This window comes from uncultured Sulfitobacter sp. (genome assembly GCF_947497275.1).
GTDB lineage: Bacteria > Pseudomonadota > Alphaproteobacteria > Rhodobacterales > Rhodobacteraceae > Sulfitobacter.
On the sequence record NZ_CANMFS010000002.1, the window covers coordinates 103,378 to 129,132 of the forward strand.

The 25,755-nt window shown below is 60.7% G+C and carries 21 protein-coding genes and 1 tRNA gene; 10 read left to right on the plus strand and 12 right to left on the minus strand.

Annotated features, from left to right (window positions below):
• Positions 1-124: 124 nt before the first annotated feature.
• Entirely contained in the window at positions 125-724 is a 600-nt protein-coding gene (locus Q1A06_RS04485) for a gamma-glutamyl kinase (RefSeq protein WP_299559187.1), read from the plus strand.
• On the opposite strand, the gene Q1A06_RS04490 is transcribed toward Q1A06_RS04485, so the two are convergent.
• The 3 genes from Q1A06_RS04490 to guaB form a co-directional block, all read right to left on the minus strand.
• Complete coding sequence (locus Q1A06_RS04490; protein WP_299560500.1) at positions 721-2,895, minus strand: ATP-binding protein; 2,175 nt, start codon at positions 2,893-2,895, stop codon at positions 721-723. The two genes, Q1A06_RS04485 and Q1A06_RS04490, sit on opposite strands and share 4 nt — an antisense overlap.
• 252 nt (positions 2,896-3,147) lie before the next feature.
• The gene (locus tag Q1A06_RS04495; protein ID WP_299559190.1) at positions 3,148-4,311 is read right to left on the minus strand and encodes an RsmB/NOP family class I SAM-dependent RNA methyltransferase; all 1,164 of its coding nucleotides are present in this window, start codon (positions 4,309-4,311) and stop codon (positions 3,148-3,150) included.
• A gap of 33 nt (positions 4,312-4,344) precedes the next feature.
• Complete coding sequence (guaB, locus tag Q1A06_RS04500; RefSeq protein WP_299559193.1) at positions 4,345-5,793, minus strand: IMP dehydrogenase; 1,449 nt, start codon at positions 5,791-5,793, stop codon at positions 4,345-4,347.
• 136 nt (positions 5,794-5,929) lie between these two features.
• On the opposite strand from guaB, the gene speB reads away from it, so the two are divergent.
• The 5 genes from speB to Q1A06_RS04525 all read left to right on the plus strand — a co-directional run bounded on the left by speB (position 5,930) and on the right by Q1A06_RS04525 (position 10,602).
• Positions 5,930-6,889: an agmatinase gene (speB, locus tag Q1A06_RS04505; RefSeq protein WP_299559196.1), complete on the plus strand. Its 960-nt coding sequence runs from the start codon at positions 5,930-5,932 to the stop codon at positions 6,887-6,889.
• 109 nt (positions 6,890-6,998) lie between these two features.
• Complete coding sequence (locus Q1A06_RS04510; protein ID WP_299559199.1) at positions 6,999-9,026, plus strand: ASKHA domain-containing protein; 2,028 nt, start codon at positions 6,999-7,001, stop codon at positions 9,024-9,026.
• Between the two features lie 217 nt (positions 9,027-9,243).
• On the plus strand, positions 9,244-9,879 hold the full coding sequence (locus Q1A06_RS04515; RefSeq protein ID WP_299559202.1) for a BA14K family protein: 636 nt from the start codon (positions 9,244-9,246) through the stop codon (positions 9,877-9,879).
• Positions 9,880-9,992: 113 nt separating this feature from the next.
• Positions 9,993-10,066 (plus strand) — tRNA-Gly (locus Q1A06_RS04520).
• 53 nt (positions 10,067-10,119) lie between these two features.
• On the plus strand, positions 10,120-10,602 hold the full coding sequence (locus Q1A06_RS04525) for an acyl-CoA thioesterase (protein ID WP_299559204.1): 483 nt from the start codon (positions 10,120-10,122) through the stop codon (positions 10,600-10,602).
• A 42-nt stretch (positions 10,603-10,644) separates the two neighbouring features.
• Here the strand turns inward: Q1A06_RS04525 and pgi are convergent, their stop codons facing one another.
• From pgi to zwf, 3 genes are read right to left on the minus strand one after another with little or no spacing between them, the layout of a single operon-like run.
• Positions 10,645-12,237, minus strand: coding sequence for a glucose-6-phosphate isomerase (gene pgi / locus Q1A06_RS04530; RefSeq protein ID WP_299559206.1), 1,593 nt, complete (start codon positions 12,235-12,237; stop codon positions 10,645-10,647).
• Complete coding sequence (gene pgl / locus Q1A06_RS04535) at positions 12,234-12,908, minus strand: 6-phosphogluconolactonase (RefSeq protein ID WP_299559208.1); 675 nt, start codon at positions 12,906-12,908, stop codon at positions 12,234-12,236. The genes pgi and pgl overlap by 4 nt, the downstream gene beginning before the upstream one ends.
• Positions 12,905-14,374, minus strand: a complete 1,470-nt coding sequence (zwf, locus tag Q1A06_RS04540; protein WP_299559210.1) for a glucose-6-phosphate dehydrogenase — start codon at positions 14,372-14,374, stop codon at positions 12,905-12,907. The genes pgl and zwf overlap by 4 nt, the downstream gene beginning before the upstream one ends.
• A 240-nt stretch (positions 14,375-14,614) precedes the next feature.
• Between zwf and Q1A06_RS04545 the strand changes: the two genes are divergently transcribed.
• On the plus strand, positions 14,615-15,562 hold the full coding sequence (locus Q1A06_RS04545) for a radical SAM protein (protein ID WP_299559212.1): 948 nt from the start codon (positions 14,615-14,617) through the stop codon (positions 15,560-15,562).
• 181 nt (positions 15,563-15,743) lie between these two features.
• On the opposite strand, the gene Q1A06_RS04550 is transcribed toward Q1A06_RS04545, so the two are convergent.
• Positions 15,744-16,013 carry an usg protein gene (locus Q1A06_RS04550; protein WP_299559214.1) on the minus strand — a complete coding sequence of 90 codons (270 nt, stop codon included), beginning with the start codon at positions 16,011-16,013 and terminating at the stop codon, positions 15,744-15,746.
• 201 nt (positions 16,014-16,214) lie between these two features.
• Between Q1A06_RS04550 and gyrA the strand changes: the two genes are divergently transcribed.
• Positions 16,215-18,968: a DNA gyrase subunit A gene (gene gyrA / locus Q1A06_RS04555; protein ID WP_299559216.1), complete on the plus strand. Its 2,754-nt coding sequence runs from the start codon at positions 16,215-16,217 to the stop codon at positions 18,966-18,968.
• An 87-nt stretch (positions 18,969-19,055) separates the two neighbouring features.
• Here gyrA and Q1A06_RS04560 read toward each other — a convergent pair whose 3' ends face one another.
• The 4 genes from Q1A06_RS04560 to Q1A06_RS04575 all read right to left on the minus strand — a co-directional run bounded on the left by Q1A06_RS04560 (position 19,056) and on the right by Q1A06_RS04575 (position 23,010).
• Positions 19,056-19,424 carry a hypothetical protein gene (locus Q1A06_RS04560; protein ID WP_299559218.1) on the minus strand — a complete coding sequence of 123 codons (369 nt, stop codon included), beginning with the start codon at positions 19,422-19,424 and terminating at the stop codon, positions 19,056-19,058.
• 157 nt (positions 19,425-19,581) lie between these two features.
• Positions 19,582-21,057, minus strand: a complete 1,476-nt coding sequence (locus Q1A06_RS04565) for a carboxypeptidase M32 (RefSeq protein ID WP_299559220.1) — start codon at positions 21,055-21,057, stop codon at positions 19,582-19,584.
• Complete coding sequence (gene ctaA / locus Q1A06_RS04570; protein WP_299559222.1) at positions 21,054-22,208, minus strand: heme A synthase; 1,155 nt, start codon at positions 22,206-22,208, stop codon at positions 21,054-21,056. The genes Q1A06_RS04565 and ctaA overlap by 4 nt, the downstream gene beginning before the upstream one ends.
• A 55-nt stretch (positions 22,209-22,263) precedes the next feature.
• Positions 22,264-23,010: an RNA methyltransferase gene (locus tag Q1A06_RS04575; protein ID WP_299559224.1), complete on the minus strand. Its 747-nt coding sequence runs from the start codon at positions 23,008-23,010 to the stop codon at positions 22,264-22,266.
• Between the two features lie 133 nt (positions 23,011-23,143).
• Between Q1A06_RS04575 and Q1A06_RS04580 the strand changes: the two genes are divergently transcribed.
• Positions 23,144-23,767 (plus strand): thiamine phosphate synthase, encoded by a 624-nt coding sequence (locus Q1A06_RS04580; protein ID WP_299559226.1) that lies wholly within the window; start codon positions 23,144-23,146, stop codon positions 23,765-23,767.
• Positions 23,768-23,777: 10 nt separating this feature from the next.
• On the opposite strand, the gene Q1A06_RS04585 is transcribed toward Q1A06_RS04580, so the two are convergent.
• Positions 23,778-24,896: a HupE/UreJ family protein gene (locus tag Q1A06_RS04585; RefSeq protein WP_299559228.1), complete on the minus strand. Its 1,119-nt coding sequence runs from the start codon at positions 24,894-24,896 to the stop codon at positions 23,778-23,780.
• Here Q1A06_RS04585 and Q1A06_RS04590 point away from each other — a divergent pair.
• Entirely contained in the window at positions 24,895-25,713 is an 819-nt protein-coding gene (locus tag Q1A06_RS04590) for a DUF4198 domain-containing protein (protein WP_299559230.1), read from the plus strand. The two genes, Q1A06_RS04585 and Q1A06_RS04590, sit on opposite strands and share 2 nt — an antisense overlap.
• The last annotated feature ends 42 nt before the right edge of the window (positions 25,714-25,755 follow it).

A 25,755-nucleotide genomic window follows, 5' to 3' on the forward strand; every position in this document is an offset into this window, starting at 1 on the left:
GTTCTTATAGGGGTAAAAAGAGAACATTTCAATCGAATTCGTACTGCGTTAACCTTGATCCCTATTGGTTAAGAAGAGGTTTATGATATGGGGTGTCGGGCGGATTGGTCAGTCAGGGTGTCAAATGCTTGTTTTTTTCAAAGAACGCCTTGCGTTTTTGTCGGTCCCGAAAACAGGCACCACTGCCTATGAAAAGGCATTAGCGGCACGGGCGGACATAGTGATCAGTGATCCTCCGCTTCTCAAGCATGCGCCGGTTTACCGCTACAACCGTTTCATACGCCCTATGTTTGAAAAGGTCTGCGACGCGGAAATGGAGCTGATGGCCGTGATGCGCGAACCGGTAAGCTGGCTCGGCAGTTGGTACAGATACCGTCAGCGCGCGTTCATGACTGGTAAACCCAACAGTACGCAGGGGATCAGCTTTGACGATTTCGTGCTGGCTTACATGAAGGGCAAACGGCCCGGATTTGCCGACGTCGGAAGCCAGGCGAAGTTTTTGGAACGCCAACCGAACGGGACAGGGATCACGCATTTGTTCTGCTACGAAGATCAGCCCCGCTTGCAACGCTTTCTGGAGGAGAGGTTGGAAACCACCCTGAACCTCACGCGGGAGAATACCTCTCCGCCGATGGATGTAGAGCTTTCTTCCGATGTCGAGGCGCGTTTTCGCCGTAAATTTTCAGACGAGTTCGATTTGTACGAGAGTATCACGCGAACCTAGTGGAGTTGCTTGTTGACCGTCTCAGTCAGATCGCTGAGCGAAAATGGCTTGGGCAGAAAGACCGAGTTCGGGATCCTCTTCTGTGCCTCGCCAAGGCTGTCTTCGGCGTAGCCAGAAACGAAGACCACTCGCACGCCCGGACGTGATTTGAGCGCCTCGCGCACCCAGCTTGGTCCGTCCATGCCCGGCATGACAACATCGGTGACGAACACGTCGATCTGCAGGCTCTCGTCCTCGAGGGTAAGCAAGGCGGCTTCCGCATTCTCCGCCTCCAGCACGGTGTAGCCACGCAGCCTCAGCGCCCGGCTGGCGAAGGCCCTGACCGGCGCCTCGTCTTCGACGAGCAGGATGACACCGCCGTTCGACACACCGGTGGTTGCTCTTGTTTCGACGATTGGTTTCTCCGTTAATTGGATTGCATCCTGGACAAGCACCGGGAAGTAGAGCGTAAAGCAGGTGCCTACCCCCTCTTTGCTGTCGACGAAGATATAGCCGCCCGTCTGCTTTACGATCCCGTATGCGGTCGACAGCCCGAGCCCTGTCCCCTCGCCTGTCCTTTTGGTTGTGAAGAAAGGCTCGAATACCTTTTGCAACTTGTCCGTTTGAATCCCAACACCGTCATCGCAGACCTGAATGGTCACGTATTCACCCGCAGGAACAGACACCTGGTCGCGCGTCAAGGGTTCTCCGAGATGCGCGCATTCCGTGATGATCCGGATCTCGCCGCCCGAGGGCATGGCATCGCGCGCGTTGACCACGAGATTCATCAGAACTTGCTCTAGCTGCCGCTTGTCCGCGCGAATAGGTTGCAGCACGGGGTCGTGGCTGAGCGTGAGCGTGATCTTCTCACCCACCAGCCGGTTCAGCAGGTGGGTCAAGTCCGCCAGTGTATCGCGCATATCTAGCGTTTCTGGTCGGAGGGTCTGCTTGCGCGAGAAGGCCAGCAACTGCCCGACGAGCGCCGCCGCACGGTTGGCATTCTGGTTGATCTGGACCAGATCGGCGTAGTCCTGATCGCCGGTATCGTGGCGCAGCAGCAGCAGATCGCAGTGGCCCGAAATAGCCGTCAGCAGGTTGTTGAAATCATGCGCGACACCGCCTGCCAATTGCCCGATCGCCTGCATTTTTTGGCTCTGGACAAACTGCGCTTCAAGCGATTTCAGCTCTGTCGCATCATGCAATACAGCGATCAGGGCGGGGTGCCCGTCCTCTTCGATCCGGTTCAACGTAACCTGGACAAATGTTTCCCTGTCGCCCCGGCTGAGCCGGAGAAATTCCGATTTCTGCGCCAAACGTCCGGCAAGGGTATCTTCGATCCAGTCGCTGATTGCGCGGCCAAGCCCCTCCATCAGGGAGGACAAATGTGCCCCCTCAACCAATGCGACGCCGATCAACCGCGCCGCCCGCTTGTTGAACGACTGTACATTCCCATCCGGCGCGATCTTGATCATCGGGATCGGCATGTCCTGAAAAACCTGCCATTTAGGATGCGCCGTCGCCGTGCCGTTGGCAGGCGGAGGAAGCAGGTAGATCGCCTGGCGGCCGGCCCCCGCGTCGGTCTGCGCGATCAAGGCGGGCCGATTTCCGGAGGTGGTCGACACATCCATGACGGTACCCGGTACGATCAATTGTTCGGCGAAAAGCAGATCGACCGATTTGCAGCGCGCCCCCACAAACTGCCGTGCCGCGTGATTCATTGACAAGATCGCGCCGCTGCGTCCGGTCATGATCATCGGCAGCGTCCGGGTTTCTGTCTGCTGGGTGCCGGAATCCTGCGCGAGCAAGAGCTCAATGCGCCAGGCGAACCCGTCCTGACCGATGTCGTGCACCGCGAGAACGATCTGCCCCGTGCTCGTCACGATTTCCTCACGTGCGCAGCCTGCCGCTTCGGCGCGCGATTGCAGACGAAACAGGATCGGGCCGGGGTTGGCGAATTGCGTCTGCAGTACCTTCGCAAGGGTCGCCGATGTGGTGTCTCCGAAAAGGGCTAAAGCTGCCGGATTGGCGAAAGTTATCTGCCCGTCCGCCGCCACGATCAGACTTGCGGCGCTGTCATTGGCAATGAATTGGGCAGCCGTATAATGCGATTGGGCCTGTACCGCCCGCCGCCCGATCTGCAGCAGGCACAGTCCGATGGCGACCGCAGCAAGGCTGGCGGCAACCGCTAGCATCGCCCGCTGCACACCCGCATTGGCGACCACAGGCGCACCGACGGCGAAAGCGCCCGCCAGAGCCGCGAGTACACCGAGCCGAAAGGTCGAAACGTGGCCGAGGCGCTGCACGAGCGTCTCATGGGCAGTACGGTGCATGGCTTCCCCTGACAGCGAGCGAATCTTGAACGTCCCTTGTGCCCTGCGACGGTTAACCGTCGATTAACCGTCAAAAGGAAGCCGGAAATTCTCGTTGCGGTTGAGTAAGCGCGATCAGGTCTTTTGCGTCAAGTGGGCGGTGAAAAATCCGTCTCCATTCTCATCCACCGCGAACATCTTGCGCAGGGAACAGTGCCAGTCTTTATGGCGGGAGAGGAAGGCATCGATGCGCGCGTCGTTCTCGCACTGCAAGACGGAGCAGGTCGCGTATGCGAGGGTCCCGCCCACGCGGACCAGACCCGCAGCAGCGTCCAGTATATCGTCCTGAATACCTGTCAATTCCTCAAGCCGTTCAGGGGTGAGCCGCCATTTCGCTTCCGGCGCGCGCCGCCACGATCCGCTGCCGCTGCAAGGCGCATCCACCAGAACCAGATCGAAAGGCGCTTCACCAGGCAGTTGTGAGGATGCAAGCTGTGTGATCGCCGCTCCGGCCCTTGCGGCGCGCGGCGCCAGATCGGCCATCCGGGCCGGGTCGATATCGTGGGCAAATACCTCTGCGGATCGCCGCGCGGCCGATGCGAGTGCCTTGCCGCCGCCGCCGGCGCAATAGTCCAGCATCCGCGTGGCGGGTGGCAGCGCGTCCACGACAGCCTGGCTGCTTGCATCCTGAAGCTCGACAAATCCGTCGGTGTAGACAGAGGCGTTGCGCAATTTGCGCTCCCCCTCGACAAGGGTCAACGCGGTCGGGCTAAGAGGGTTTGCGCGAACCTCAATGCCGCTTTCGCGAAGCATCAAGATCGCACCATAAGTATCTGTTTTCAGATTGTTTACTCGAATCGAAACAGGGGCCCGTTCTTGCAGGGCCAGCGCGGTACGCTCGCTGTCGGCGCCAAGGGATGCGTCGAACTGTAGTATCAGCCAGTCGGGCAGATCGAGCCGTGCCGCGCGTGGCAGGGAGCGATCGGTCGCCGCCGTTTCATGCGCCATAAGCTGCGGCGGGGCGTGCCCGTCTCCGGTGAAGAGACTGCTGGGTTCGATACCGCGACGGCGCAGTATTCCGATCATCAGACCCCGACCCGTGCGCGCGCCACCAAGAAGCGCCGCACTGCGCCAACAGCGCAGCACGTCGAACACATGGTCGCGGATTGCCGCGCGATCCTTCGACCCGGCAAACCGGTTGCGACGCGCCCAGCGGGTAAGGACCTGCTCGGCCGAGCTGCCCTCGATAATCTGATCAAGGATTTCGATGGCGGCAGCCACCCTCGCGCCCGGTGTCATGATCGATCGCTCCGTTGTGAGGCCTTGATCACGTCAGCCGATCCGGTAGTTCGGGCTTTCGCGGGTGATCTGAACGTCATGCACATGACTTTCCTTAAGCCCGGCCCCCGTGATCTTGACGAAATTGCAATTACGGCGCATTTCATCCACCGTCGCACAGCCGGTATATCCCATCGCTGCACGCAAACCACCGACCATCTGGTGCACCACGGTCGCGGCACTGCCTTTGTAGGCCACCTGCCCTTCAATGCCTTCGGGCACCAGCTTGTCACTAGCGGCATCTTTTTGGAAATACCGGTCAGCGGAACCGCTCGCCATCGCGCCTAGGCTGCCCATTCCACGGTAACTCTTGAAGCTACGCCCCTGATACAGAATGACTTCTCCGGGGCTTTCGTCGGTGCCGGCAATCATTGAACCGACCATGGCGCAAGAGGCGCCCGCCGCGATCGCCTTGGCGAAATCACCCGAAAACTTGATGCCGCCGTCGGCGATCACGGGCGTATCACCGGCCACTGTCGCACAATCCATGATCGCGGTCAGCTGCGGCACGCCGACGCCCGCGACCATGCGGGTGGTGCAGATAGAACCCGGGCCGATCCCAACCTTGACCGCATCCGCGCCGGCACCGATCAGCGCGCGCACCGCTTCGCCGGTGGCCACGTTGCCCGCGACAACCTGCACCTCATTCGACAGTTTCTTGGCCCGCTCCACGGCCAGGGCAACCCCTTCGGAGTGTCCGTGCGCCGTGTCGATCACAATCATGTCCACGCCCGCGTCCACCAGTGCCTCCGAGCGTTCAAAGCCCGCATCGCCCGTCGTGGTCGCGGCGGCCACGCGCAGACGGCCAAGCTCGTCCTTGCAGGCAGTCGGGTTCAGGACGGCCTGTTCGGTGTCTTTCAGCGTCAGAAGGCCGGTCAGCTTGCCCTGCGCGTCCGTCACCAGCAGCTTCTCGATGCGCCGGGCCTTCATCAGACTGATTGCTTCGTCGCGGTCAGCAGGCTCGTGCAGAATGGCCAGATTATCGGTGCTCATCATCAGGTGCACCGGGGTTGCATCGTCGTTGGCAAACCGCATGTCACGGTTCGTGACGATGCCCACGACGCGCCCCGTTTCGTCGACCACGGGGAAACCGGTGACGTTGTATCGGTCCTGCAAGGCCTTCGCATCGGCTAGGGTCTGGTTGGCGCGCAGGGTGATGGGGTTGTAGACGATGCCGCTTTCGAACCGTTTCACACGCCGGATCTCGCGGGCCTGTTCGTCGATCGTCAGGTTGCGGTGTACTACGCCCATACCGCCGGCCTGCGCCATGGCGATGGCCATACGGCCTTCGGTCACCGTGTCCATCGCGGAACTGAGCAGCGGGATGTTCAGCGCGATCGCCTTGGTCACATGGGTACGGGTATCTGCGGTGCTGGGCAGGACAGAAGATGCTGCGGGAACGAGCAAAACATCGTCGAATGTCAGGGCCTCACGAATCTCCATTCAAACCTCCAAGGTGATGGCATCATTTGGCGGTTTGCTATTTCACGGATGCGCGCGATTGGAAAGGGACAAAGGCGCGCACAGCCTTGCATTGCGCGCGCCGTTGACCAAAGCTGTCGCAAACGGGGGGGTGGGTATGAGCAGACACGGGTACGAGGGCGGCAGGCTGGACCTGCCGTTCGTGGGAATCTCGACATTCGGCAAACGACCCTATGAGCCGGACTGGAGCAAGCTGGATGCTGATGTGGCGATTCTGGGTGCGCCGTTCGACGCGGGCACCCAATACCGTGCGGGTGCACGTTTCGGGCCGCGCGGTGTGCGCGAGGCATCGACGCTGTTCAGCTTCGGGCATGCGGGGGCCTATGATCATGAGGACGATGCCGTTTATCTGCCCGGCGATGTGAACATCGTCGACATGGGCGACGCGGATATCGTTCACACCGACACCGAAGCGAGTCACGCGAACATCGAGGCGGGCGTGCGCGCAGCCCTCGACGCTGCGGCATTGCCAGTGGTCATCGGCGGCGATCATTCGGTCAATATTCCCTGTATCCGCGCGTTCGACGGTCAAGGCGATATTCATATTCTACAAATCGATGCGCATCTGGATTTCGTCGACGTGCGCCACGGGGTCCGCAACGGTCACGGCAACCCGATGCGCCGCGCCGCCGAGCACGAGTATGTTACCGGTCTGACACAGGTGGGCATCCGCAACGTCAGCTCAACCGCCAGGGAAGGCTATGACGATGCCCGCGCGATGGGATCCGACATCATCAGTGTCCGGCAGGCCCGCCGGATGGGCACGGGCGGTGTCGTTGCGCATATCCCTGGTGATGCACGGGTCTACGTCACTCTCGATATCGACGCGTTCTGCCCTTCCATCGCTCCGGGCACCGGGACACCATCGCACGGCGGGTTCCTGTATTACGAGGTGCTCGAGCTGTTGCAGGCCGTGGCGGAGCGGCACGAGGTCGTCGGCATGGATCTGGTCGAGGTGGCCCCGGATTACGATCCCACCGGCAGCACCCAGATTCTTGCGGCGCAAGTCTTGCTGAATTTCCTCGGCTTCATCTTCCATGCCCGGCGCGCCACCTGATCCACCGCACCCGAAATGACGCGGATGCGACGTTTTGTGACGCGGCAGGCCTTTCACCCGGCCGGTGCATCACTATGGTGCGTCACAAACAACAACGGGACTCAGCAAGATGACCGAAGATCCACTCGTGATATTTACGCCCTCCGGCAAGCGCTGCCGTTTTCCCAAAGGGACGCCCGTGCTGATGGCGGCGCGACAGCTTGGGGTGGATCTGGATTCGGTCTGTGGCGGGCGTGGCATCTGTTCGAAATGCCAAATCAGCCCTGGCTACGGTGAGTTTTCCAAACATGGCGTGACCGTCGCGCGCGACGCGTTGTCGCCGTGGAACGCAGTCGAAGCGCGGTACGACGAGAAACGCGGGCTTAAAGAGGGGCGTCGTCTGGGTTGTCAGGCGACGGTTCAGGGCGATGTGGTGATCGACGTGCCCGCCGAAAGCCAGGTGCACAAACAGGTGGTGCGCAAACGGGCCGAGGCGCGCGATATCACGCTGAACCCTTCGACGAAGCTGTACTATGTCGAGGTCGCCGAGCCCGATATGCACGATCCGTCCGGCGACTTGGAGCGCCTGCGCAAGGCCCTGCTGGAACAGTGGCAGTTGGGCGAGGTCGTCGCGGACCTGCACATCCTCCAGAAGATGCAGCCCGTGCTGCGCAAGGGCAACTGGAAGGTCACGGTCGCCGTGCATCTGGGCGATCACGAGAACCGGCCGCGCATCATGCACATCTGGCCCGGTTTCTACGAGGGCACAATTTACGGCGTTGCGGTCGACCTGGGATCGACGACCATCGCAGCACATCTGTGCGATCTGCAAACCGGCGAGGTTATCGCGTCGTCGGGCGTGATGAACCCGCAGATCCGGTTCGGCGAAGATCTGATGAGCCGTGTGAGTTATTCGATGATGAACCCCGATGGCGCGAACGAGATGACGCGCGCCGTGCGTGAGGGAATGTGCGCGTTGTTCACGCAGATCGGCACGGATGGCGGCGTGGACAAGTCCCTGATCGTGGACGCGGTGTTCGTCTGTAATCCGGTCATGCATCATCTGCTGCTGGGCATCGATCCATTCGAACTGGGTCAAGCCCCATTCGCGCTGGCCACCTCGAACGCACTGCGCCTGCGCGCGGATGATCTGGAGCTGAACATCCACCCCTCGGCCCGGGTCTATCTGCTGCCCTGCATTGCGGGACATGTCGGCGCGGATGCCGCAGCAGTCGCGCTGTCTGAAAGCCCCGATACCTCGGATGATCTGGTGCTGGTCGTCGATGTCGGTACCAATGCCGAGATCCTTCTGGGCAACAGGGAAAAAGTGCTTGCCTGTTCGTCTCCGACCGGTCCCGCCTTCGAGGGCGCGCAGATCAGCTCTGGCCAGCGCGCGGCACCGGGAGCCATTGAGAGGGTCGAGATCGATCCGGCAACGAAGCACGCGCGTTTCAAGGTGATCGGCTGTGATCTGTGGTCCGACGATCCCGCCTTCGAGGCGGCTGTCGCCACGACCGGCGTCACCGGCATTTGCGGATCCGGCATCATCGAAATGGTGGCGGAGATGCGGATGAACGGTATCGTGGACGCCCCCGGTCTGATCGGGACGGCGGAACAGACCGGCTCGACCGCCGTGTTTGCGGACGGGCGGACCAACAGCTATCTGGTCTATGACGGAACGGAGAACGGCGGCCCCAAAATCACCGTGACCAACCGTGACATCCGCGAAATCCAGATGGCCAAGGCGGCACTTTATTCCGGTGCCCGCCTGCTGATGGACAAATTCGGTGTCGACAAGGTGGACCGCGTGGTATTGGCGGGTGCGTTCGGTGCGCATATCTCGCCCAAGCACGCGATGGTGCTCGGCATGATCCCCGATGCGCCGCTAGACAAGGTGACATCGGCGGGGAACGCGGCAGGCACCGGTGCGCGTATCGCCCTGCTCAATCGCAAGAGCCGCGCCGAAATAGAAGAGACGGTTCGCCAGATCCACAAGGTTGAAACCGCGATCGAACCGCGCTTTCAGGAGCATTTTGTCAACGCGTCCGCACTGCCGAACGCGGTGGAGCCGTTTCCGATACTCAATTCCATCGTCACCCTGCCCACGCAGACCTTCAACACCGGCGGCGCAAAGACAGGCAGGCGCAGGCGCGGCTAGCGCAGCAGGGTCCTGTCGGTTGGTTATTGGATAACAAGGCGCTGATATTGCCAAACGTCGGCCAATTCGCAGAGTGTAGAGCTTCAAACACCTGAAAGCGGTGGGAAAGCGAGGCCGGTAGTTGCACCGCCTGTCTGCTACCATCGGCGGAAAACGAATGTTCGCCCCGGCCCCCTACCACCGGCTTTCGCATGGTCCACAAAATGGAGTTTCCGGAATGCTGACTGCATGGAAAAGAATAAAGACTGCCAGCGCCTTCGTCTGTGCGCTTTCACTCATCCTGCCCTCCCTTGCCGAGGCCAGCGTAGCACAAACGCACGCCGCCATGCGCGTTGCGTCCGTACCTTACAGTAGCCCGATCGACAGCGTCGGCGTAACACGGATCGACCAACGCTCGGATCGCCGCTACCGCGATAATCGACAGCGGCGAAGCGCAGACCGCCAGCGGGGGGCAAGACGCGATAACCGCGGCGCGCGCGTGAACGTTTACCGCAATGTGCAGCGCGGCGACGGCCACCGCTCCGTACGGCGCGTCCAGCGCCAGCGTCACGGCTACCGGAATGGTTATCGCGGATCGCGCGCCGCACGCCGCGGATACCGCCGGGACAGTGACGGCTTTTGGTATCCGCTCGCGGCTTTCGCCCTCGGGGCCGTGATTTTGAACGAGTTGAACAACAATCAGCCTCAACGCCAGGTTACGACCCGCGGATGGAGCCATATTCCCGCAGGCAACCTTGCCGCGCATGACGCCTGGTGCGACCAGAAATACCGCAGCTATCGTAGGTCGGACAAGACGTTCCAGCCTTACAACGGCCCACGCCGCTACTGCAATTCGCCCTACGACGGGATCTGACCGGTACCTGGGGGCGACCACTTTCTGGTCTGCCCCCTATCAGTCGATGCCCACGCACGTTCTGTTTCCCGCCTTGACCGTGCTTCGTTGTTATCCTATTCCGATCCCAGCGCGCGGGTATGGTGAAAAGGTATCACGGCAGCTTCCCAAGCTTTAGTTACGAGTTCGATTCTCGTTACCCGCTCCACGCTGACAACCTGTCCTTGTCCGCACCGCACGACGGCGCTAGGGATGGGTTCCATGACACTGACCTATCTCACCCCGCTCAGCCTTGATCAGCAAATTGCCCACGGCGTGACGCCGCCACAGCCTCTCGCGGTTGCGGACCGTGTGCGCTTTTCCGAACTGGACATGCTTGGCCATGTCAACAACACCCGCTATTTCGAATGGTTCGAACGGACGCGTGTGCGCTATTCGCAGGAATGGGGCATATCTCACTACATCAAGCAAGCAGATGCGCCCCGGATCGTAATCCGGTCCGGCGCAATTCACTACCGCCAGGAAATGCTGATGGACGAGGATTATATCGTCACCTGCCGCTGCGCCGCCTTTCGCACCACGTCCTATTCGCTGCACCAGCAGATCTGGGCCGGAGGAAGTCTGCGCGCGACGTTCGACTGTGTCCTGGTGTTGCTGGAGCGTGATAGATCGGGACGGCTGCCGATCCCGACCGCCGTGCGCACGCGCTTTACCGAGATCGACGGGGCGCACCCCGAAAGCTGAGCGCCCTCGCGCCCGCGCCCTGCCCCGTGCATTTTCGCAATCTCAGCCTTGATGTGTGTGGATAAAGGCCAGCAGACCTGCGGTCGAAGGATCCTCCGGCGCGGCGTCCGTCTGGCCCTCCACAAGTGGTTGCAGCGAGGTGGCAAGCTCTTTGCCCAGTTCCACCCCCCATTGGTCGAAGGAATTGATGCCCAAAATGACCCCTTCGACAAACACCCGGTGCTCGTAGAGCACGATGATCTGGCCCAGTGTGAACGGATCGAGCAGCGGGTACAGCAGGGTCGTCGACGGACGGTTGCCGTGAAACACCCGGTGGCGTGCCTGACGGTCAATATCATCGCCGGTAAAGCCCTTCGCCTCGACAATGGCGCGCGCCTCGTCGAGCGACCGGCCCTCCATCAGCGCCTTGGACTGTGCGAGGCAATTGGCGATGAGCAACTGATGGTGGTGGTGCAGATCCGGCTCGTGACCGCGTGCGGCCAACAGAAATTCGCATGGCACGACGCGGGTACCCTGGTGAATCAGCTGATAGAACGCGTGCTGTCCGTTGGTGCCGGCGGCCCCCCAGACGATGGGCCCGGTGTGGCGCGGGCTGTCGGTGCCGTCCATCCGCACCCCCTTGCCGTTCGATTCCATTTCCAGCTGCTGTAAATAGGCCGGTAGCTTGTGCAGCCGCTCGTCATAGGGCAGTACCGCGCGAGTGGCATATCCGCAGATCTGGTTGTGCCAGATGCCGGTCAGCGCCAGCAGAACCGGAAGGTTTTCGTCGAGAGAGGCCGCGCGGAAATGGGTATCCATCGCTTGCGCCCCACGTAGAAACGCGTCGAACGCCTTTGATCCGATTGCGATCATCATCGACAGCCCGATCGGGCCCCAGACAGAATAGCGCCCGCCGACCCAATCCTCAAACCCGAATACATGTACCGGATCAATGCCGAACGCTTCGGTCCTGTCCTGCGCCGTGCTGAGTGCTGCGAACTGCCGCTTGGGATCGCCGCCCTGATCCAGGATCCACGCCCGCGCGGTCCGCGCATTGGTCATTGTCTCGATCGTGGTGAAGGTTTTCGATGCGATGATGACAAGCGTCGTTTTCGCATCCAGCCCGCGCAAGGTATCCGAAATATCGGCGCCGTCCACATTCGATACGAAGTGGCATCTTGGCCCGTCGTGATACGGTGCCAGCGCCGCTACCGCCATCGCGGGCCCCAGATCCGAGCCGCCGATGCCGATATTGATCACGTCAGTGACATCGCTCTTGCGGATCCGCTCGGCGAACTTGGCCATCGCGGCGCGCGTCGCGTGAATCTCGGGCATGACATCCTGGCCACCCACCGACACTTCGCCGCCGTCGAGATTGCGCAAGGCGGTATGCAGAACTGCGCGGCCTTCCGTCTCGTTGATGGTAGCGCCAGAGAACATCGCGTCCCGTTTGCTCTCTACCTGCGCCTCCCGGGCGAGCGCCAACAAGGCATCACGCGTGTCCATGTCGATGTTGGTTTTCGAATAATCGAACAGCATATCCCCGGTTTGTGCGGAGAAAACCTGCGGTCTGCCGCTATCCCGGAACAGCTCGGAGAGGGAGCGGTCGCGGACCGCGTCGGCCTGCGCATGAAGCGTTTTCCAAGTTTCGGTCATTCGGCGCTCCAGTGAAAGGTACCCTCGGACAAGACGGTCCTGATCGGCGCCTGATCTACTGGTAGATCGGCGGCCTGATCAAGTGCTTGGCGTTTTTGCGCGCCGGTAATCAGAACGTGGGTCGACATCGCACCCTGCAAGACCGGTGCGCTGAGCGTGAAGCGGCGTATGGGCTGGCCGGGCAGCGTAAGCGCAACGAACATCGGCGCGTCCGGTGCCAGCGCCGCAGCAAGGCCGTCGGCGCCCGGAAACAGTGAGGCGGTATGCATATCCGCGCCCATTCCGAGGAGAAGAACGTCAATTGGCAGGCCATCGGACAATTTTTCAGAGAGGTTCGCGGCAACCGCGTCAATCGTGCTTTCGGCGCTGAAATAGGGGGTAAAGCGCGCGGCGGCGGCCTGGTCCTTGAGCAAACGCCCCCGGATGAGCGCGGCGTTGGACTGGTCGTTGCTTTCGGGCACCCACCGTTCGTCGGTAAGAATGACGTGCACCCTGTCCCACTCAAGCTTTACGCCACACAGCGAATCGAACACCGGCCCCGGCGTGGTGCCGCCCGGCACCGCAAATGTGACGGTATCGCGCTGCTGTAACGCGGCGCGCAATTCCGAAGCGAGCATGTTGGCCACATCCATGGCAAGCATTTCGCGGTCTGCATATTCCATCAGTTTCATTGTGACACCTGTCGCCATTCGCGCCCTTCACGGCGCAGCATTTCATGGGCAGCGATCGGACCTGTGCTGCCGAAATCATAGGGTTTGGGGACGTCGTTGCGGGCCTCCCACCCCTCGATAATGGGATCGGTCCATGCCCAGGCGGCCTCCACTTCGTCGCCACGCATGAACAAGGTCTGGTTGCCGCGGATGACATCCATGATAAGCCGCTCGTAGGCGTCAACATGCTCCACCTCATCGGCCTTCAGCGTCTCGGCGAATGTCATATCGAGCGGCACGTCGATCAGGCGCATACCGCCCGGACCGGGCTCTTTGATCGTCACGCCCAAAGTGATGCCTTCGTTGGGTTGCAGGCGAATCGACAGGACATTGCGGTGCCTGCCGGCCTCCTCACCGAATATGCTGTGCGGCGTGTCCTTGAACACGACGGTAATCTCTGACGACCGCTCCGCCATCCGCTTGCCCGTGCGCAGATAGAACGGTGTGCCGGCCCACCGCCAGTTGCTGATTTCGGCCCGCAACGCGATGAAGCTTTCGGTGCGCGAGCGCGGATTATCCACCGCCGTGCGGTATCCGGGGTTCTGCGCTTCGTTGCATGGCTCGGCCTGATACTGACCGCGTACGATGTGATGTGGCTCCACCGGATCGAGCGCGCGGATCACCTTGAGCTTTTCATCCCGCACCGCATCGGGGGAAAACCGCGCTGGCGGCTCCATCGCGATGAGACACAGCAATTGCATCAGGTGGTTCTGCACCATGTCGCGCATCGCACCGGCCTTGTCATAGTATTCTCCGCGACCGCCCACACCGACGGTCTCGGCCACGGTGATCTGGATGTGATCCACATACTGGCTGTTCCACAGCGGCTCGAAAAGCATGTTGCCAAAGCGGACAGCCATCAGGTTCTGCACGGTTTCCTTGCCCAGATAATGGTCAATCCGGTAAATCTGATCCTCATTGAAATAGGTCGCCAAGGTCTTGTTGAGGGCGCGTGCCGTCTCTAGGTCTCGGCCAAAGGGTTTTTCAACAACGATCCGCGCGCACTCATCGGCCATACCCCATTTTTGCAGCCGTTCCGCGATATCACCGAATAACGCAGGGGCTACGGAAAAATAATATGCCTCTATCCGGTCGGTACCCGCCATCAGATCGGCAAGCTCTTTCCAGCCCTGCTCGCCCACTGCGTCGATCGTGACGTATTCGAGCCTTGCAAGAAACGCGTCGAGCTGGTCGCACTCCGATGTACCCGGTCCGCCGAATTCCTCGATCGCCTCGCGCACCATCTGGCGGTATTCCGCCGTGTCGTGTTCGCTGCGCGCAGCGCCGACGACGCGGGCGTCTGTGGGAACCTGACCGGCACAGAACCTGCGGTAAAGTCCGGGCAGGATCTTGCGTCGGGCAAGGTCCCCCGTCCCGCCAAAAATGACCAGATCGAATGTATCTACGGGAATGACGCGTGAAACCATGATCTCTTTCCGGCTGCGAGGGCGCTTGTGCCCACTCTAGAGGGTTTGACAGTGGCTGCCAATGAACGGCTTGGGCAACTTTGACCGGCTGCACGCTCCAGAATTATGTTAGCGCAAACATAGCAAGATAATCACCGGTCACAAGAGTGTGCTTTCCCTCGGGGGTTCTTTTCTTGTGCTTCGGATTAACTTAACCCATCACCGACATGAATTTGCGTACGAATTGAAGGGCCCTGTCGAATGAAAGATACCGCCTCTGCCAATCTCGGGAAGTTTTCCGATCCCGACACGACCGCCAAGGGCGAGGCGCGCGCGCGGGTTTCGCTGCGCGATCCGCAGACGCTTTGGTTCAATACCGGCACCCTGTGCAATATCGAATGTGCAAACTGCTATATCCTGTCGAGCCCGACAAATGATGCGCTGGTGTACATCACTGCAGCAGAGGTGGACGCGTATCTTGATCAGCTCGAAGAGCGCAAATGGGCCGTTCGCGAGATCGGTTTCACGGGCGGCGAGCCGTTCATGAACCCTCAGATGATCGACATCACGCACGCCGCACTTGCGCGCGGGTACGACGTGCTGATTCTCACGAACGCGATGATGCCGATGATGCGAAAGAAAATGCGCGAAGGAATCTTGCGGCTCAACACGGCCTATCCGGGCAAGCTGACAATGCGCATTTCGGTGGATCATTACGATCCCGGGCTTCATGACGCAGAGCGCGGCGCTGGTGCCTTCGACAAGACAATCGCGGGGATGGAATGGCTCGCCGCCAACGGTGTGCGCATGGCGGTGGCCGGGCGCTCGATCTTCGGCGACAGCGATTCCGACAGCCGCGCGGGATACGCGGATTTCTTCGCACGGCACGGCTTCGACATCGACGCGCAGGACCCCGGTATGACTGTTCTGTTCCCAGAGATGGACGAGAATATCGAAGTGCCTGAGATTACCACCGCCTGTTGGAGCATCCTCGATGTGTCTCCCGACGCGGTGATGTGTGCGTCCTCGCGCATGGTGGTCAAGCGCAAGGGAGCGCAGAAGCCCGCCGTGCTTGCCTGCACACTGTTGCCCTACGCGCCCGAATTCGAGTTGGGCACGACGCTGGCGGAGGCCGAGCGCGACGTAGCCCTGAACCACCCCCACTGCGCCAAGTTCTGCGTGCTGGGCGGCGCCAGCTGCTCTGCCTAACGCGTCCCGACGGCGGACGAATGTTTCAGCAGGTCATTCAGCCTTGCGTGAACCCGTTGTTTGACCGCGCCGTTGCCCGACATATTGATCGACCAGTAGCCGTTGCATGGGGTGCCCTCCTGGCCGCGTTAGCGGGCTCTGAATAGCAGCGAAATTTGTTCTGATCCGGCGGAAATATGCGTCAGTGCAGCGTCAACTCGCCGACCACGTTGCGCCATTCGCCCGGACCGATCAGCTTGCGATGGCTGAAACGGACGGAATGGAGTGGTCCTTCGATTTGCTCTTGCCAGAACTCCACGAACTGAAACAGCTTCCGGTGATCCGGAGCCAGATCGTATTCCTGCCAGACATAGCTGTTCAGCACATGCGTATAGTCGGGCATGCGGTAAAACAATTCCGCGGTGGTCAGCCCGTAGCCCTTCAACATCATTTTGGTTTCCGACGGAGCCATTTTGTGCTTCCTTTCTGCTGCGACAGGACCAGAGTGCCACAGAAATATTACTTTTCAACGAAAACAATGTGTTATCACTCTCACCTGAGTGCTGCCAAGGGATGCGGCCTCTTGTCAAAGCAATTGGATTGCACCCTATATGCCCTTCGGGCTATAGTTTTGCGCAAGATATAGAACACATCAGCCAAGCTGGGACAGACTTTGAGCGATACGCCGGAAACCCCTGAAAACGAAGACGAAAACCGATCCGAAAGGCCTGTTTTTGACGGTCCGTCCGTGACGATCGAACACGAGATGCGCACCAGCTATCTCGACTATGCGATGAGCGTCATCGTGAGCCGCGCGATTCCCGATCTGCGGGACGGTCTGAAGCCGGTGCATCGACGCATCCTTTTCGCCATGCACGAAACAGGCAACACGGCAGACAAGCCCTATCGCAAATCGGCGCGCCCGGTCGGCGACGTGATGGGCCAGTACCACCCGCACGGTGATTCCGCGATCTACGATGCGCTTGTTCGCATGGCACAGGATTTCTCGATGTCGCTGCCGTTGCTCGACGGCCAGGGCAACTTTGGCTCGATGGACGGCGATAACGCGGCGGCCATGCGCTATACCGAGGTGCGGATGGACAAGCCGGCGGCGTTCCTGCTGGCGGATATCGACAAGGACACCGTCGATTTTCAGGACAACTACGACGGCAAGCAAAAAGAGCCGACTGTCCTGCCCGCCCGCTTTCCCAACATGCTGGTCAATGGCGCGGGCGGCATTGCCGTCGGCATGGCCACGAATATCCCGCCGCACAATCTGGGTGAAGTGATCGACGCCTGTCTCGCCCTGATCGAGGATCCGGATCTGACCTCCGAGCAGCTGATCGATTATGTGCCGGGCCCCGACTTTCCGACGGGGGGCATCATGCTGGGCCGGTCTGGCGCGCGCAAAGCCTATCTGGAGGGGCGCGGCAGCGTCATCATCCGCTCAAAATGCCGGGTCGAGGAGATCCGCAAGGACCGCTGGGCCATCGTGATCGACGAGATCCCGTATCAGGTGAACAAATCCACCATGATTGAACGGATAGCCGAGCAGGCGCGCGAAAAGAAGATCGACGGCATTGCCCATGTGCAGGACGAATCCGACCGCAACGGCGTGCGCGTGGTGGTCGAATTGAAACGCGACGCGACTGCCGAAGTCGTAATGAACCAGCTGTTCCGTTTCACCCCGATGCAGACCTATTTCGGCTGCAATATGCTTGCGCTCAACGGCGGGCGGCCCGAAACCCTGACGTTACGCCGGTTCCTCACATCCTTCATCGACTTCCGCGAAGACGTCGTGGCCCGCCGGACCGCGTATCTGCTGCGCAAGGCGCGCGAGCGCAGTCATATCCTGTGTGGTCTGGCCGTTGCCGTCACCAACATCGATGAAGTCGTGGCGACGATCCGCGCATCGGCAGACGCGGCCGAAGCCCGAGAAAAGCTGATGACACGGCGCTGGCCCGCCGAATCGATTCTCCAGTATATCGCGCTGATCGACGACCCGACCCATACCGCCAACGACGACGGCACCTACAATCTGTCTGAAGCGCAGGCGCGCGCGATCCTGGAGTTGCGCTTGCAGCGCCTTACGCAGATCGGGGTGAAGGAAGTCACCGACGAGCTTGAAGAACTGGCAGGCAAGATCAAGGAATACCTCGAAATTCTCGGATCGCGTGACCGGATCATGGGTATCATCGCGGACGAGCTGACTGAGGTGCGCGATCTTTTCGCCGTGCCGCGACGCACCGAGATCGTCGACTGGTCCGGCGACATGGACGACGAGGACCTCATCGCGCGTGAAGACATGGTCGTGACCGTGACATCGGGGGGCTATATCAAGCGCACACCGCTCATTGATTTCCGCAGCCAAAAACGCGGCGGCAAAGGGGTCTCGGGTGGGGCGCTCAAGGAAGACGACGTGGTAACGACGTTGTTCGTGGCAAATACCCACACGCAACTTCTGTTCTTCACCACCGATGGTATGGTTTACAAACTCAAGACCTGGCGTTTGCCGCAGGGCGGACGCACGTCCAAGGGCAAGGCCATCGTCAACATACTGCCGATCCCGCCGGGCGTGTCGATTGCGGCCATCATGCCGGTGGATCGCGACGAAAAGGATTGGGACGACCTTCAGGTGGTGTTCGCCACTTCCGCAGGCACGGTGCGCCGCAACAAGCTTTCTGATTTCACCAATGTAATGCGCAACGGCAAGATCGCGATGAAGTTCGAGGACGATCACGCGCAGACGACACTGATCAATGCGCGCATCGCCAGCAACGACGACGACGTAATGCTGGTCACCAATTCAGGGCGCGCAATCCGTTTCCCGGCAACGGACGTCCGCGTGTTCAACAGCCGCGCCTCCGTGGGTGTGCGCGGGATCAGACTGGGCGACGATGACACGGTCGTTTCAATGTCGATCATCCGCCATTTCGATGCGACGTCTGAAGAACGGACCGCCTATCTCAAAATGCGCCGCGCCATGGCGGGCCTGGTCGACGAGGAACTGGAAGAGGAAGAAGCGCCGGCAGATCCAAACTTCTCGAACGAGAGGTACGTGGAGATGTCCGCCGCCGAAAACCTCATCCTGACCATAACGGCGGGCGGCGCCGGTAAACTGAGCTCGAGCCATGACTACCCGGTGCGGGGACGTGGCGGCATGGGCGTGACGGCGATGGACAGGGCCATGCGGGGCGGTGAGATTGTCGCATCCTTCCCGGTCGAGATGGATGACCAGATCATGCTTGCGACCTCCAAAGGCCAGTCGATCCGCGTTCCCGTCGAGGGCATCTCGTTCCGATCGCGCAGCGCCGGCGGTGTTAAGGTGTTCGACACCGGCAAGAATGAGTTTGTCGTGAGCGTGGCCCGTATTGCCGATCAGGGCGATGCTGCCGATGAGGACAGTGCCGAAGACGCCGGAGCTTAGGCAAGTCAGGGATGAACGAAAATGAGCCACTTCAGCACGAAGTGGCTCATCTTAAAATTCAGTTTAGTTGGATTGAAACGTCCAGATCTAGTTGCCGGTGCCGTTTGCCGTGCCGGATGCGTCGTCATTGTCGTCGTCGCTGGCGATAATCGCAACGGCCACAAGCACCGCTGCTGCCGCAGGTGCCGCGTTGCCGATCCCGGTTCCGGAATCAAAAACCGTACCGCCGTCGCCCTTTTCGCGGACGCAGACGCGGGCCGGAGTGCCATCGGCCGTGGTCGTCAATTCGGGTTTGCATTTGTAAATAACACCGTTCGCACCCTCGACCCGGACCGAGTAGACAGGATCGGATGATGCGCCCAGAACGGCCTGCTGTTTTGTGACCTGCGCGGTTGCAGCAGTAGTGGACAAGGCCGCAACGCCTGCGATGCTCATGATTGCGAAAATTTTCTTCATGGTTTCCCCCTTCGATATAAAGTTAAAGGCTGTCCGATACCCAGATCTTGGAAACAGCCATACGAACAATGTCCGTATTCAATGCAAAAACGTTGTATAGTAGTTAAAGTTTCCAAACTAAAGCAGCGTTTCCCGCAATAAGCTGTATCTCGCCTTCTTAAACACCGTACAGATCAGAAAACTTCGCTGTGAGGTAGCTCAGCAGCGGCTTTTCGCTTACTTTCCGACCGCTCGCGCGCTCGATCACCTCCCTCGGCTCATACAGTCCGCCATGGGTCTGTACGTTCTCGCGCAGCCAGTTGGTGGCGGGGCTGGTGTCGCCCTGAGCCAGCGCACTGTCGAGATCCGGCAGCGCCGTGCGCATCGTTTCGTTCAGACAACCTGCATAAACATTGCCAAGACTGTATGTCGGGAAATATCCGAACAAGCCGACCGACCAATGTACATCCTGCAGAACACCATTGGACGGTTTGTCGACGGCAAAACCGAAATCGGCTTCGAATCGATCGTTCCAGGCTGCTTCCAGATCGCTCACCTGCAGATCATTGCCCATCAACGCGCGTTCAAGATCGTAACGCAGGAGAACATGCAGATTGTATTGTAGCTCATCCGCCTCCGTGCGGATGAACCCGTCATTCACCCGGTTCACCGCCGCAAAGAAGGCATCCTCGTCCGCGATGCCTATGTCGCCAAAGGCGTCCTTCATCTGACCATAAAGCCAGCCCGTGAACGCCCTGCTGCGTCCAATCTGGTTCTCGTAGATCCGGCTCTGGCTTTCGTGTACGCCCATCGACACCCCGCTCCCCAGCGGGGTCAGCAGATAGGCGTCATCGATGTTCTGCTCATAGGCGGCGTGTCCAACCTCGTGGATGGTCGAATAAAAGCAGTTGAACGGATCCACCCGGTTGGTGCGTGTGGTAATGCGCACATCAAGTCCCGACCCGGAGGAGAATGGATGCACCGCCTTGTCTACCCTGCCCCGTGTCATGTCATAGCCAAAGGTCTTGGCCAGTTGACGCGTCAGTTTCATCTGGGCGGCTTCGTCGAAGGTGCCTTCGAGGCGTTGGGGTGCTTGCGCATCGCGCACCTTGGCGCGCAGTTCCGCCAGAACCGGGCGCAGCGCGCCGAACATCGCGTCGAGTTGCGCAGCGGTGGTGCCGGGCTCGTAGTCGGCAAGCATCGCGTCATAGATGTCCTCGCCTGCTGCCAGCGCCTGACCTTCCTCGCGCTTGAGCATGATGACCTCGGCCAGGGTGGGCGCGAAAGCCTTGAAATCATCGGCCGCGCGCGCCTCGGCCCAGATACCTTGTGCCTGCGACGTGACCCGTGCGATCCGGGCCGCCAGTTGTGCGGGCACCTTGCTGGCGCGGTCAAAGCTGCGGCGTATGTGGCGCAGGTTCGCCTGCGCTACGGCATCAAACCCACTTGCGTCGATCTGCTCCAGCCACGCGCCGATGTGCGGGTCGAGGCGGCGCGCGTGCAGTACACTTTCCATCGCCGCCATTTCCTCGGCCCGCTGCGGCGCCGCCCCGCGCGGCATCACCGTTTCCTGGTCCCATCCAAGCCGGCCAGCGACTTGCGCCAGAGCTTCGGTTTCGCGGACGTGGTCCATCAGGTTATCGTAGGCGGTCATGTGCGTGCTCCTCTGAGCGATGTGGCAATGGGATAAAGCGCCAGATGACGCGCCCGCAGGATCAGGACCCAGACCAGAACGGCCAGCCCCTGATGCGCGAGTGCGACGGGCAGGATCGCCTCATAGAGCACGGTGGTAATGCCCAGCACAACCTGAAGCGTGAGCGCCGCAAACAAGGCATTGAATGCAAAGCGGGTGTTGGGATGCGCGGATCTGCGTCCGCGCATCCAGACGACGACGGCGAAGGCGAACAGCGCATAGCCCGTCATGCGGTGAATGAACTGCACGAGGCCCGGGTTCTCGATGAAATTGCGCCACGTAGGCTCAAGCACGAAGGCCTGAGGCGGAAAGAACTGCCCGGCCATCAGCGGCCAGTCGGTATAGGTCCGGCCCGCGTCGATCCCGGCGACCAGCGCACCGATGAGGATTTGCAGGAAGGTAAAGTGCAATAGCCCCGTCGACAGGCCATAGAGTTTGGTCTCTTTGGCCCGGCGCGCCTGCATCAGATCGCGTTCGGTGCGCCCCAGGCTGAGCGCGTACCAAGTGATGAACCCCATGATCACGAACGCCAGCCCAAGGTGCGTAGCCAGCCGGGTGCTGACCACATCCGTCGTCGCAGTGCCAGAGGTGACGCCGGAGGACACCATCCACCAGCCGATCGCGCCTTGCAGGCCGCCAAGCCCGCCCAACAGCAGCAGCCGCGGGGTCCATCCCGTGGGGATCTTGCGCAGCAGCAGAAAGCCGAAAAAGCCAAGCGCCCAAACCAGACCAATCACCCGGCCCAACTGCCGGTGCCCCCATTCCCACCAATAGATCACCTTGAAATCCGTCAACGTCATCCACTGGTTTTGCAGCCGAAACTCGTCGATTTGCTGGTACTTCGCGAACTCGCTCTCCCAGTCAGGCTGGTTCAACGGTGGCAACGCCCCTGTCAGCGGACGCCATTCCGTGATGCTGAGCCCGGAATCGGTCAGCCGCGTGGCGCCGCCTACGAGGATCATCAGAAAAACCAGAGCGAACAGGATCATCAGCCAGATGCGGATTGCGCCGCGTGCACCCTTGCGGCCCGCGTCAATCCCGCCTTTGGTGGCTACGGGCCGCGTCGTGCCGGTGTCGCCGACGTCTTCGAAAAGCTTGCGTTTGGTGGCCATCGTGCCCTCCGTCAATCTGCTTTTTGCGTTTGGTATGCCTTTGCGGCGCGGGGGTCTAGCCGCGTTCCTTCCATCGGACCATCTGCCGCAACGTGCCGTGCAGCATCTGCACGTCCGCACGCGTCAGCGGCAGGCGGCTCCACATGTTGCGTAGGTTGGTCTTCATCGACTGCGACTTGTGGACGGGAAAGAAGAAACCCGCCTCCTCCATGCGTTCTTCGTAATGCCGTGCCAGATGCTCGATCTCAGAGTGCTTCGCCCAGTCGGTGCCTGCCATCTCGTGGACAACGGGCGCCTGCTCCCCCTGCTGGCGCATCCACTCATAGCCCATCAACAAAACGCATTGCGCCAGATTGAGCGAGGCAAACTGTGGATTGACCGGTACCGAGATGATGGCATTGGCCCGCGCAATATCGTCGTTTTCCAGTCCCGCGCGCTCGGGTCCGAACAACACGGCAACCCGCTGCCCGTCCGCAATTTTTTCCGCCGCAAGCTGCATTGCGGCTTCGGGTGTATAGACAGGCTTTGTCATGTCCCGGTCGCGTGCAGTGGTGGCAAAGACAAAGCTTGCATCGGCCAGTGCCACCGGCAGATCGGGTGACACCAGGGCTGTGTCCAGCACCCTGCCCGCCCCCGACGCCATCGCGACCGCAGCCGGATTGGGCCAGCCGTCGCGCGGGGCGACGATGCGCATGTGGTCCAGCCCGAAGTTCAGCATCGCACGGGCCGCCGCGCCGATGTTTTCACCCATCTGCGGACGGACAAGGACGATGGCGGGAATTTGGGGGGGTTCGGTGATCATCCGCGTGGTGTACCGCCTCGCCGCGCGCTTGCCAATAACGCGCGCGGCGATCCTGCGGAACGCCCTCTTAAAAGTTTGCATTTCGCGCGCCATCGGCTAGGCACAGGCAACCGACCCGCAAAGGACCAATTTCATGTCAGACGCACCCGAACAGCCCCAGCTTTACCTGATCACACCACCGCAGATCGAGCTGGAGAGCTTTGCGCAGACGCTCGCACGTGTGCTCGACGAAGTGCCCGCCGCCTGCGTCCGTCTTGCACTTGCCACGCGCGACGAAGATACGCTCTCACGCGCCGCGGATACCCTGCGCGCTGAGACAGACGCGCGCGACGTCGCCTTCGTGATCGCCGATCACACGCTTCTGGCAGAACGGCTGGGTCTCGACGGTGTGCACCTGAGTGACGCTGCCCGTTCGGTGCGCCACGCCCGCAAGACGCTGGGCGATGACGCGATTGTCGGCAGCTTCTGCGCCGGATCACGCCATGACGGGATGAGCGCGGGTGAAGCGGGGGCAGATTACGTTGCATTCGGTCCGGTACAGGCTTCCGCGCTCGATGACGGCAGCTATGCGGAACTTGACCTGTTCGAATGGTGGTCGCAGGTGATTGAAGTGCCTTGTGTCGCCGAAGGGCAGCTTGACGCGACAATGATCCGCAAGCTCGCACCGGTTACCGATTTCTTCGGCATCGGAGAGGAAATCTGGCGCCACGACGATCCTGTCGCGGCGCTCAGGGGTCTTTGGTCCGAAATCGGTTGACCGGCGCGCGCTACAGCAGCGTGCGCTCGACCACCCAATAACCACCGATCGCGGCAATCACGCAGGACGCCGGGATCGCGATTACGGCACGGTACCATGATTTGCGCATCGCCCAGAACACCAGCGCGAATGCGATGGCGATAACGGTCAGCTGTCCCAATTCGACGCCGACGTTAAAGCCGAGCAGCGCCGGAATGAACTGGTCCTCGGGCAAGCCGAAATCGCCCAGCACCGACGCAAAGCCGAGCCCGTGCAGCAGACCGAAGGCAAAGATCACTACAGGTCGCCATGGATTGAGCCCGTGGGCAAAGATGTTTTCGACCGCGACGAATACAATGGAAGCGGCGATCAGCGGCTCGACGATACTGCCCGGAACGCTGACCCATCCCAACGCACCAAGCGCGAGCGTGACAGTATGCGCGAGTGTAAACGCGGAGACCTGCCAAATCAGTGGCCGCAGGTGGGTCGACAGGAAAAACAGGCCTAGAACAAAAAGGATGTGGTCGAGCCCCTTGGGCAGAATATGGTCGAACCCAACGGGGATGTAGCTTGCGAACGCCTGCCAGCCGTTTTGCGCATCGCCGCCCGACAGGGTGATTTCATCGGCGGTGCCGCCGCTGACAAGGCCCGTATAAGGCGCATCAACACCCTGCTGGCGCACAATCAGATCGCCGCCCCCGTCGGGCCATGCCACACGCAAAGTATCGCCCGCAACGATCGGCGCGGTCAGAACCCACTGCGTGATGCGCGGCAATTCAGGGTCAACGTCCGTGGGCACCGTCAAGGATGTGGTTCGCAACGCGAGCGACGTGTCCGACACGCTGAGCAATGGTAAGGCGTTCCACCCCGGCAACAACTGCGGCGCACGCTTTGCAAGCTCGCCTGCTGGCAAGGCTCGCAAGGTGTCGTAGTCGCGCGCAAGCGGTGACTCGTCGGTGTCTTCGGTCGCGTCCAGATCGACGCCCGCAAGGAACGCTTCGAGATTGATCTGCAAGGAGAGTGTCACGGTGTCGTCCGCCACGGACAGGTCGGCAATCGTCGGCACAACCTCGTGAGCGCGCGCAACCGTGCTTGACAATGCCAGTACCAACGTCAGCTTGAACAGCAGTAAACAGGAAAATCTTCTCATGAATATTAAGCACTTTCTTTCAATTGGCTGCACGGTCCTTTTCGGCGTGCCAGCCTTCGCACATGAATTCTGGATTGAACCAATAAAGTTTCAAGTGGAAAGTGACGCACCGGTTCATGCACAGCTTCGTAACGGCGAATTGTTTTCCGGCAGCGCACAGCCGTTTTTCCCGCAGCGCAATACCCGGTTCGAGGCGGTGCTGGGCGAGAAAACCATCAAGATCGAGGGCCGCATGGGCGACCGCCCAGCGGTTCAGTTGTCCCTACCGGGGGGCGACGGGCTCTTGATCATCGCGCACGAAGCGGCTCCGGCAAGCGTTACCTACGAGAAATGGTCAAAATTCGTGGCTTTTACCGAGCACAAGGATTTTACGGATGCCGTTTCGATCCACGAGGCGCGCGACTGGGATAAAGAGAATTTCGAAGAGACATATACCCGGCACTCGAAGTCACTCATCGCTGTCGGCAACGGCGAGGGGACGGACCGTCCGATGGGTCTGCTGACTGAATTCATCGCGCGCGAGAATCCCTATGCGGCCGATTTCGACGGCACACTCGATGTATCCCTGATGTACAAAGGCGCACCGCGTGCGGATGCCCAGATCGAGGTTTATGCCAAGACCGACGCAAAAGAGGTCACGGTCAGCGTTGTGCGCACCGATGCGCAGGGAAACGCATCGATACCGGTTGAACCGGGTCTGACGTATTTGCTGGATGCCGTTGTCCTGCGCCCTGTCGCGGATGCAACCACGGTGGCTGAAGGCCCGGTATGGGAAACGCTCTGGGCGTCGATGACGTTCGCGGTACCGGCAAAATAGGTGCGCGCCCCTTGCGCGCGGACACTCGGCCCGCCAAAAGAT

Bases quoted from the DNA above. Each gene is read 5' to 3' on its own strand.
- Q1A06_RS04565 (WP_299559220.1), bottom strand. From the start codon at position 21,057: ATGACCGCCTACGATAACCTGATGGACCACGTCCGCGAAACCGAAGCT.
- ctaA (WP_299559222.1), bottom strand. From the start codon at position 22,208: ATGGCCACCAAACGCAAGCTTTTCGAAGACGTCGGCGACACCGGCACG.
- Q1A06_RS04525 (WP_299559204.1), top strand. From the start codon at position 10,120: ATGACACTGACCTATCTCACCCCGCTCAGCCTTGATCAGCAAATTGCC.
- Q1A06_RS04575 (WP_299559224.1), bottom strand. From the start codon at position 23,010: ATGATCACCGAACCCCCCCAAATTCCCGCCATCGTCCTTGTCCGTCCG.
- Q1A06_RS04495 (WP_299559190.1), bottom strand. From the start codon at position 4,311: ATGACACCGGGCGCGAGGGTGGCTGCCGCCATCGAAATCCTTGATCAG.
- pgi (WP_299559206.1), bottom strand. From the start codon at position 12,237: ATGACCGAAACTTGGAAAACGCTTCATGCGCAGGCCGACGCGGTCCGC.
- Q1A06_RS04590 (WP_299559230.1), top strand. From the start codon at position 24,895: ATGAATATTAAGCACTTTCTTTCAATTGGCTGCACGGTCCTTTTCGGC.
- guaB (WP_299559193.1), bottom strand. From the start codon at position 5,793: ATGGAGATTCGTGAGGCCCTGACATTCGACGATGTTTTGCTCGTTCCC.
- zwf (WP_299559210.1), bottom strand. From the start codon at position 14,374: ATGGTTTCACGCGTCATTCCCGTAGATACATTCGATCTGGTCATTTTT.
- Q1A06_RS04510 (WP_299559199.1), top strand. From the start codon at position 6,999: ATGACCGAAGATCCACTCGTGATATTTACGCCCTCCGGCAAGCGCTGC.
- Q1A06_RS04545 (WP_299559212.1), top strand. From the start codon at position 14,615: ATGAAAGATACCGCCTCTGCCAATCTCGGGAAGTTTTCCGATCCCGAC.
- Q1A06_RS04585 (WP_299559228.1), bottom strand. From the start codon at position 24,896: ATGAGAAGATTTTCCTGTTTACTGCTGTTCAAGCTGACGTTGGTACTG.
- pgl (WP_299559208.1), bottom strand. From the start codon at position 12,908: ATGAAACTGATGGAATATGCAGACCGCGAAATGCTTGCCATGGATGTG.
- Q1A06_RS04580 (WP_299559226.1), top strand. From the start codon at position 23,144: ATGTCAGACGCACCCGAACAGCCCCAGCTTTACCTGATCACACCACCG.
- speB (WP_299559196.1), top strand. From the start codon at position 5,930: ATGAGCAGACACGGGTACGAGGGCGGCAGGCTGGACCTGCCGTTCGTG.
- Q1A06_RS04560 (WP_299559218.1), bottom strand. From the start codon at position 19,424: ATGAAGAAAATTTTCGCAATCATGAGCATCGCAGGCGTTGCGGCCTTG.
- Q1A06_RS04550 (WP_299559214.1), bottom strand. From the start codon at position 16,013: ATGGCTCCGTCGGAAACCAAAATGATGTTGAAGGGCTACGGGCTGACC.
- Q1A06_RS04515 (WP_299559202.1), top strand. From the start codon at position 9,244: ATGCTGACTGCATGGAAAAGAATAAAGACTGCCAGCGCCTTCGTCTGT.
- Q1A06_RS04485 (WP_299559187.1), top strand. From the start codon at position 125: ATGCTTGTTTTTTTCAAAGAACGCCTTGCGTTTTTGTCGGTCCCGAAA.
- Q1A06_RS04490 (WP_299560500.1), bottom strand. From the start codon at position 2,895: ATGCTAGCGGTTGCCGCCAGCCTTGCTGCGGTCGCCATCGGACTGTGC.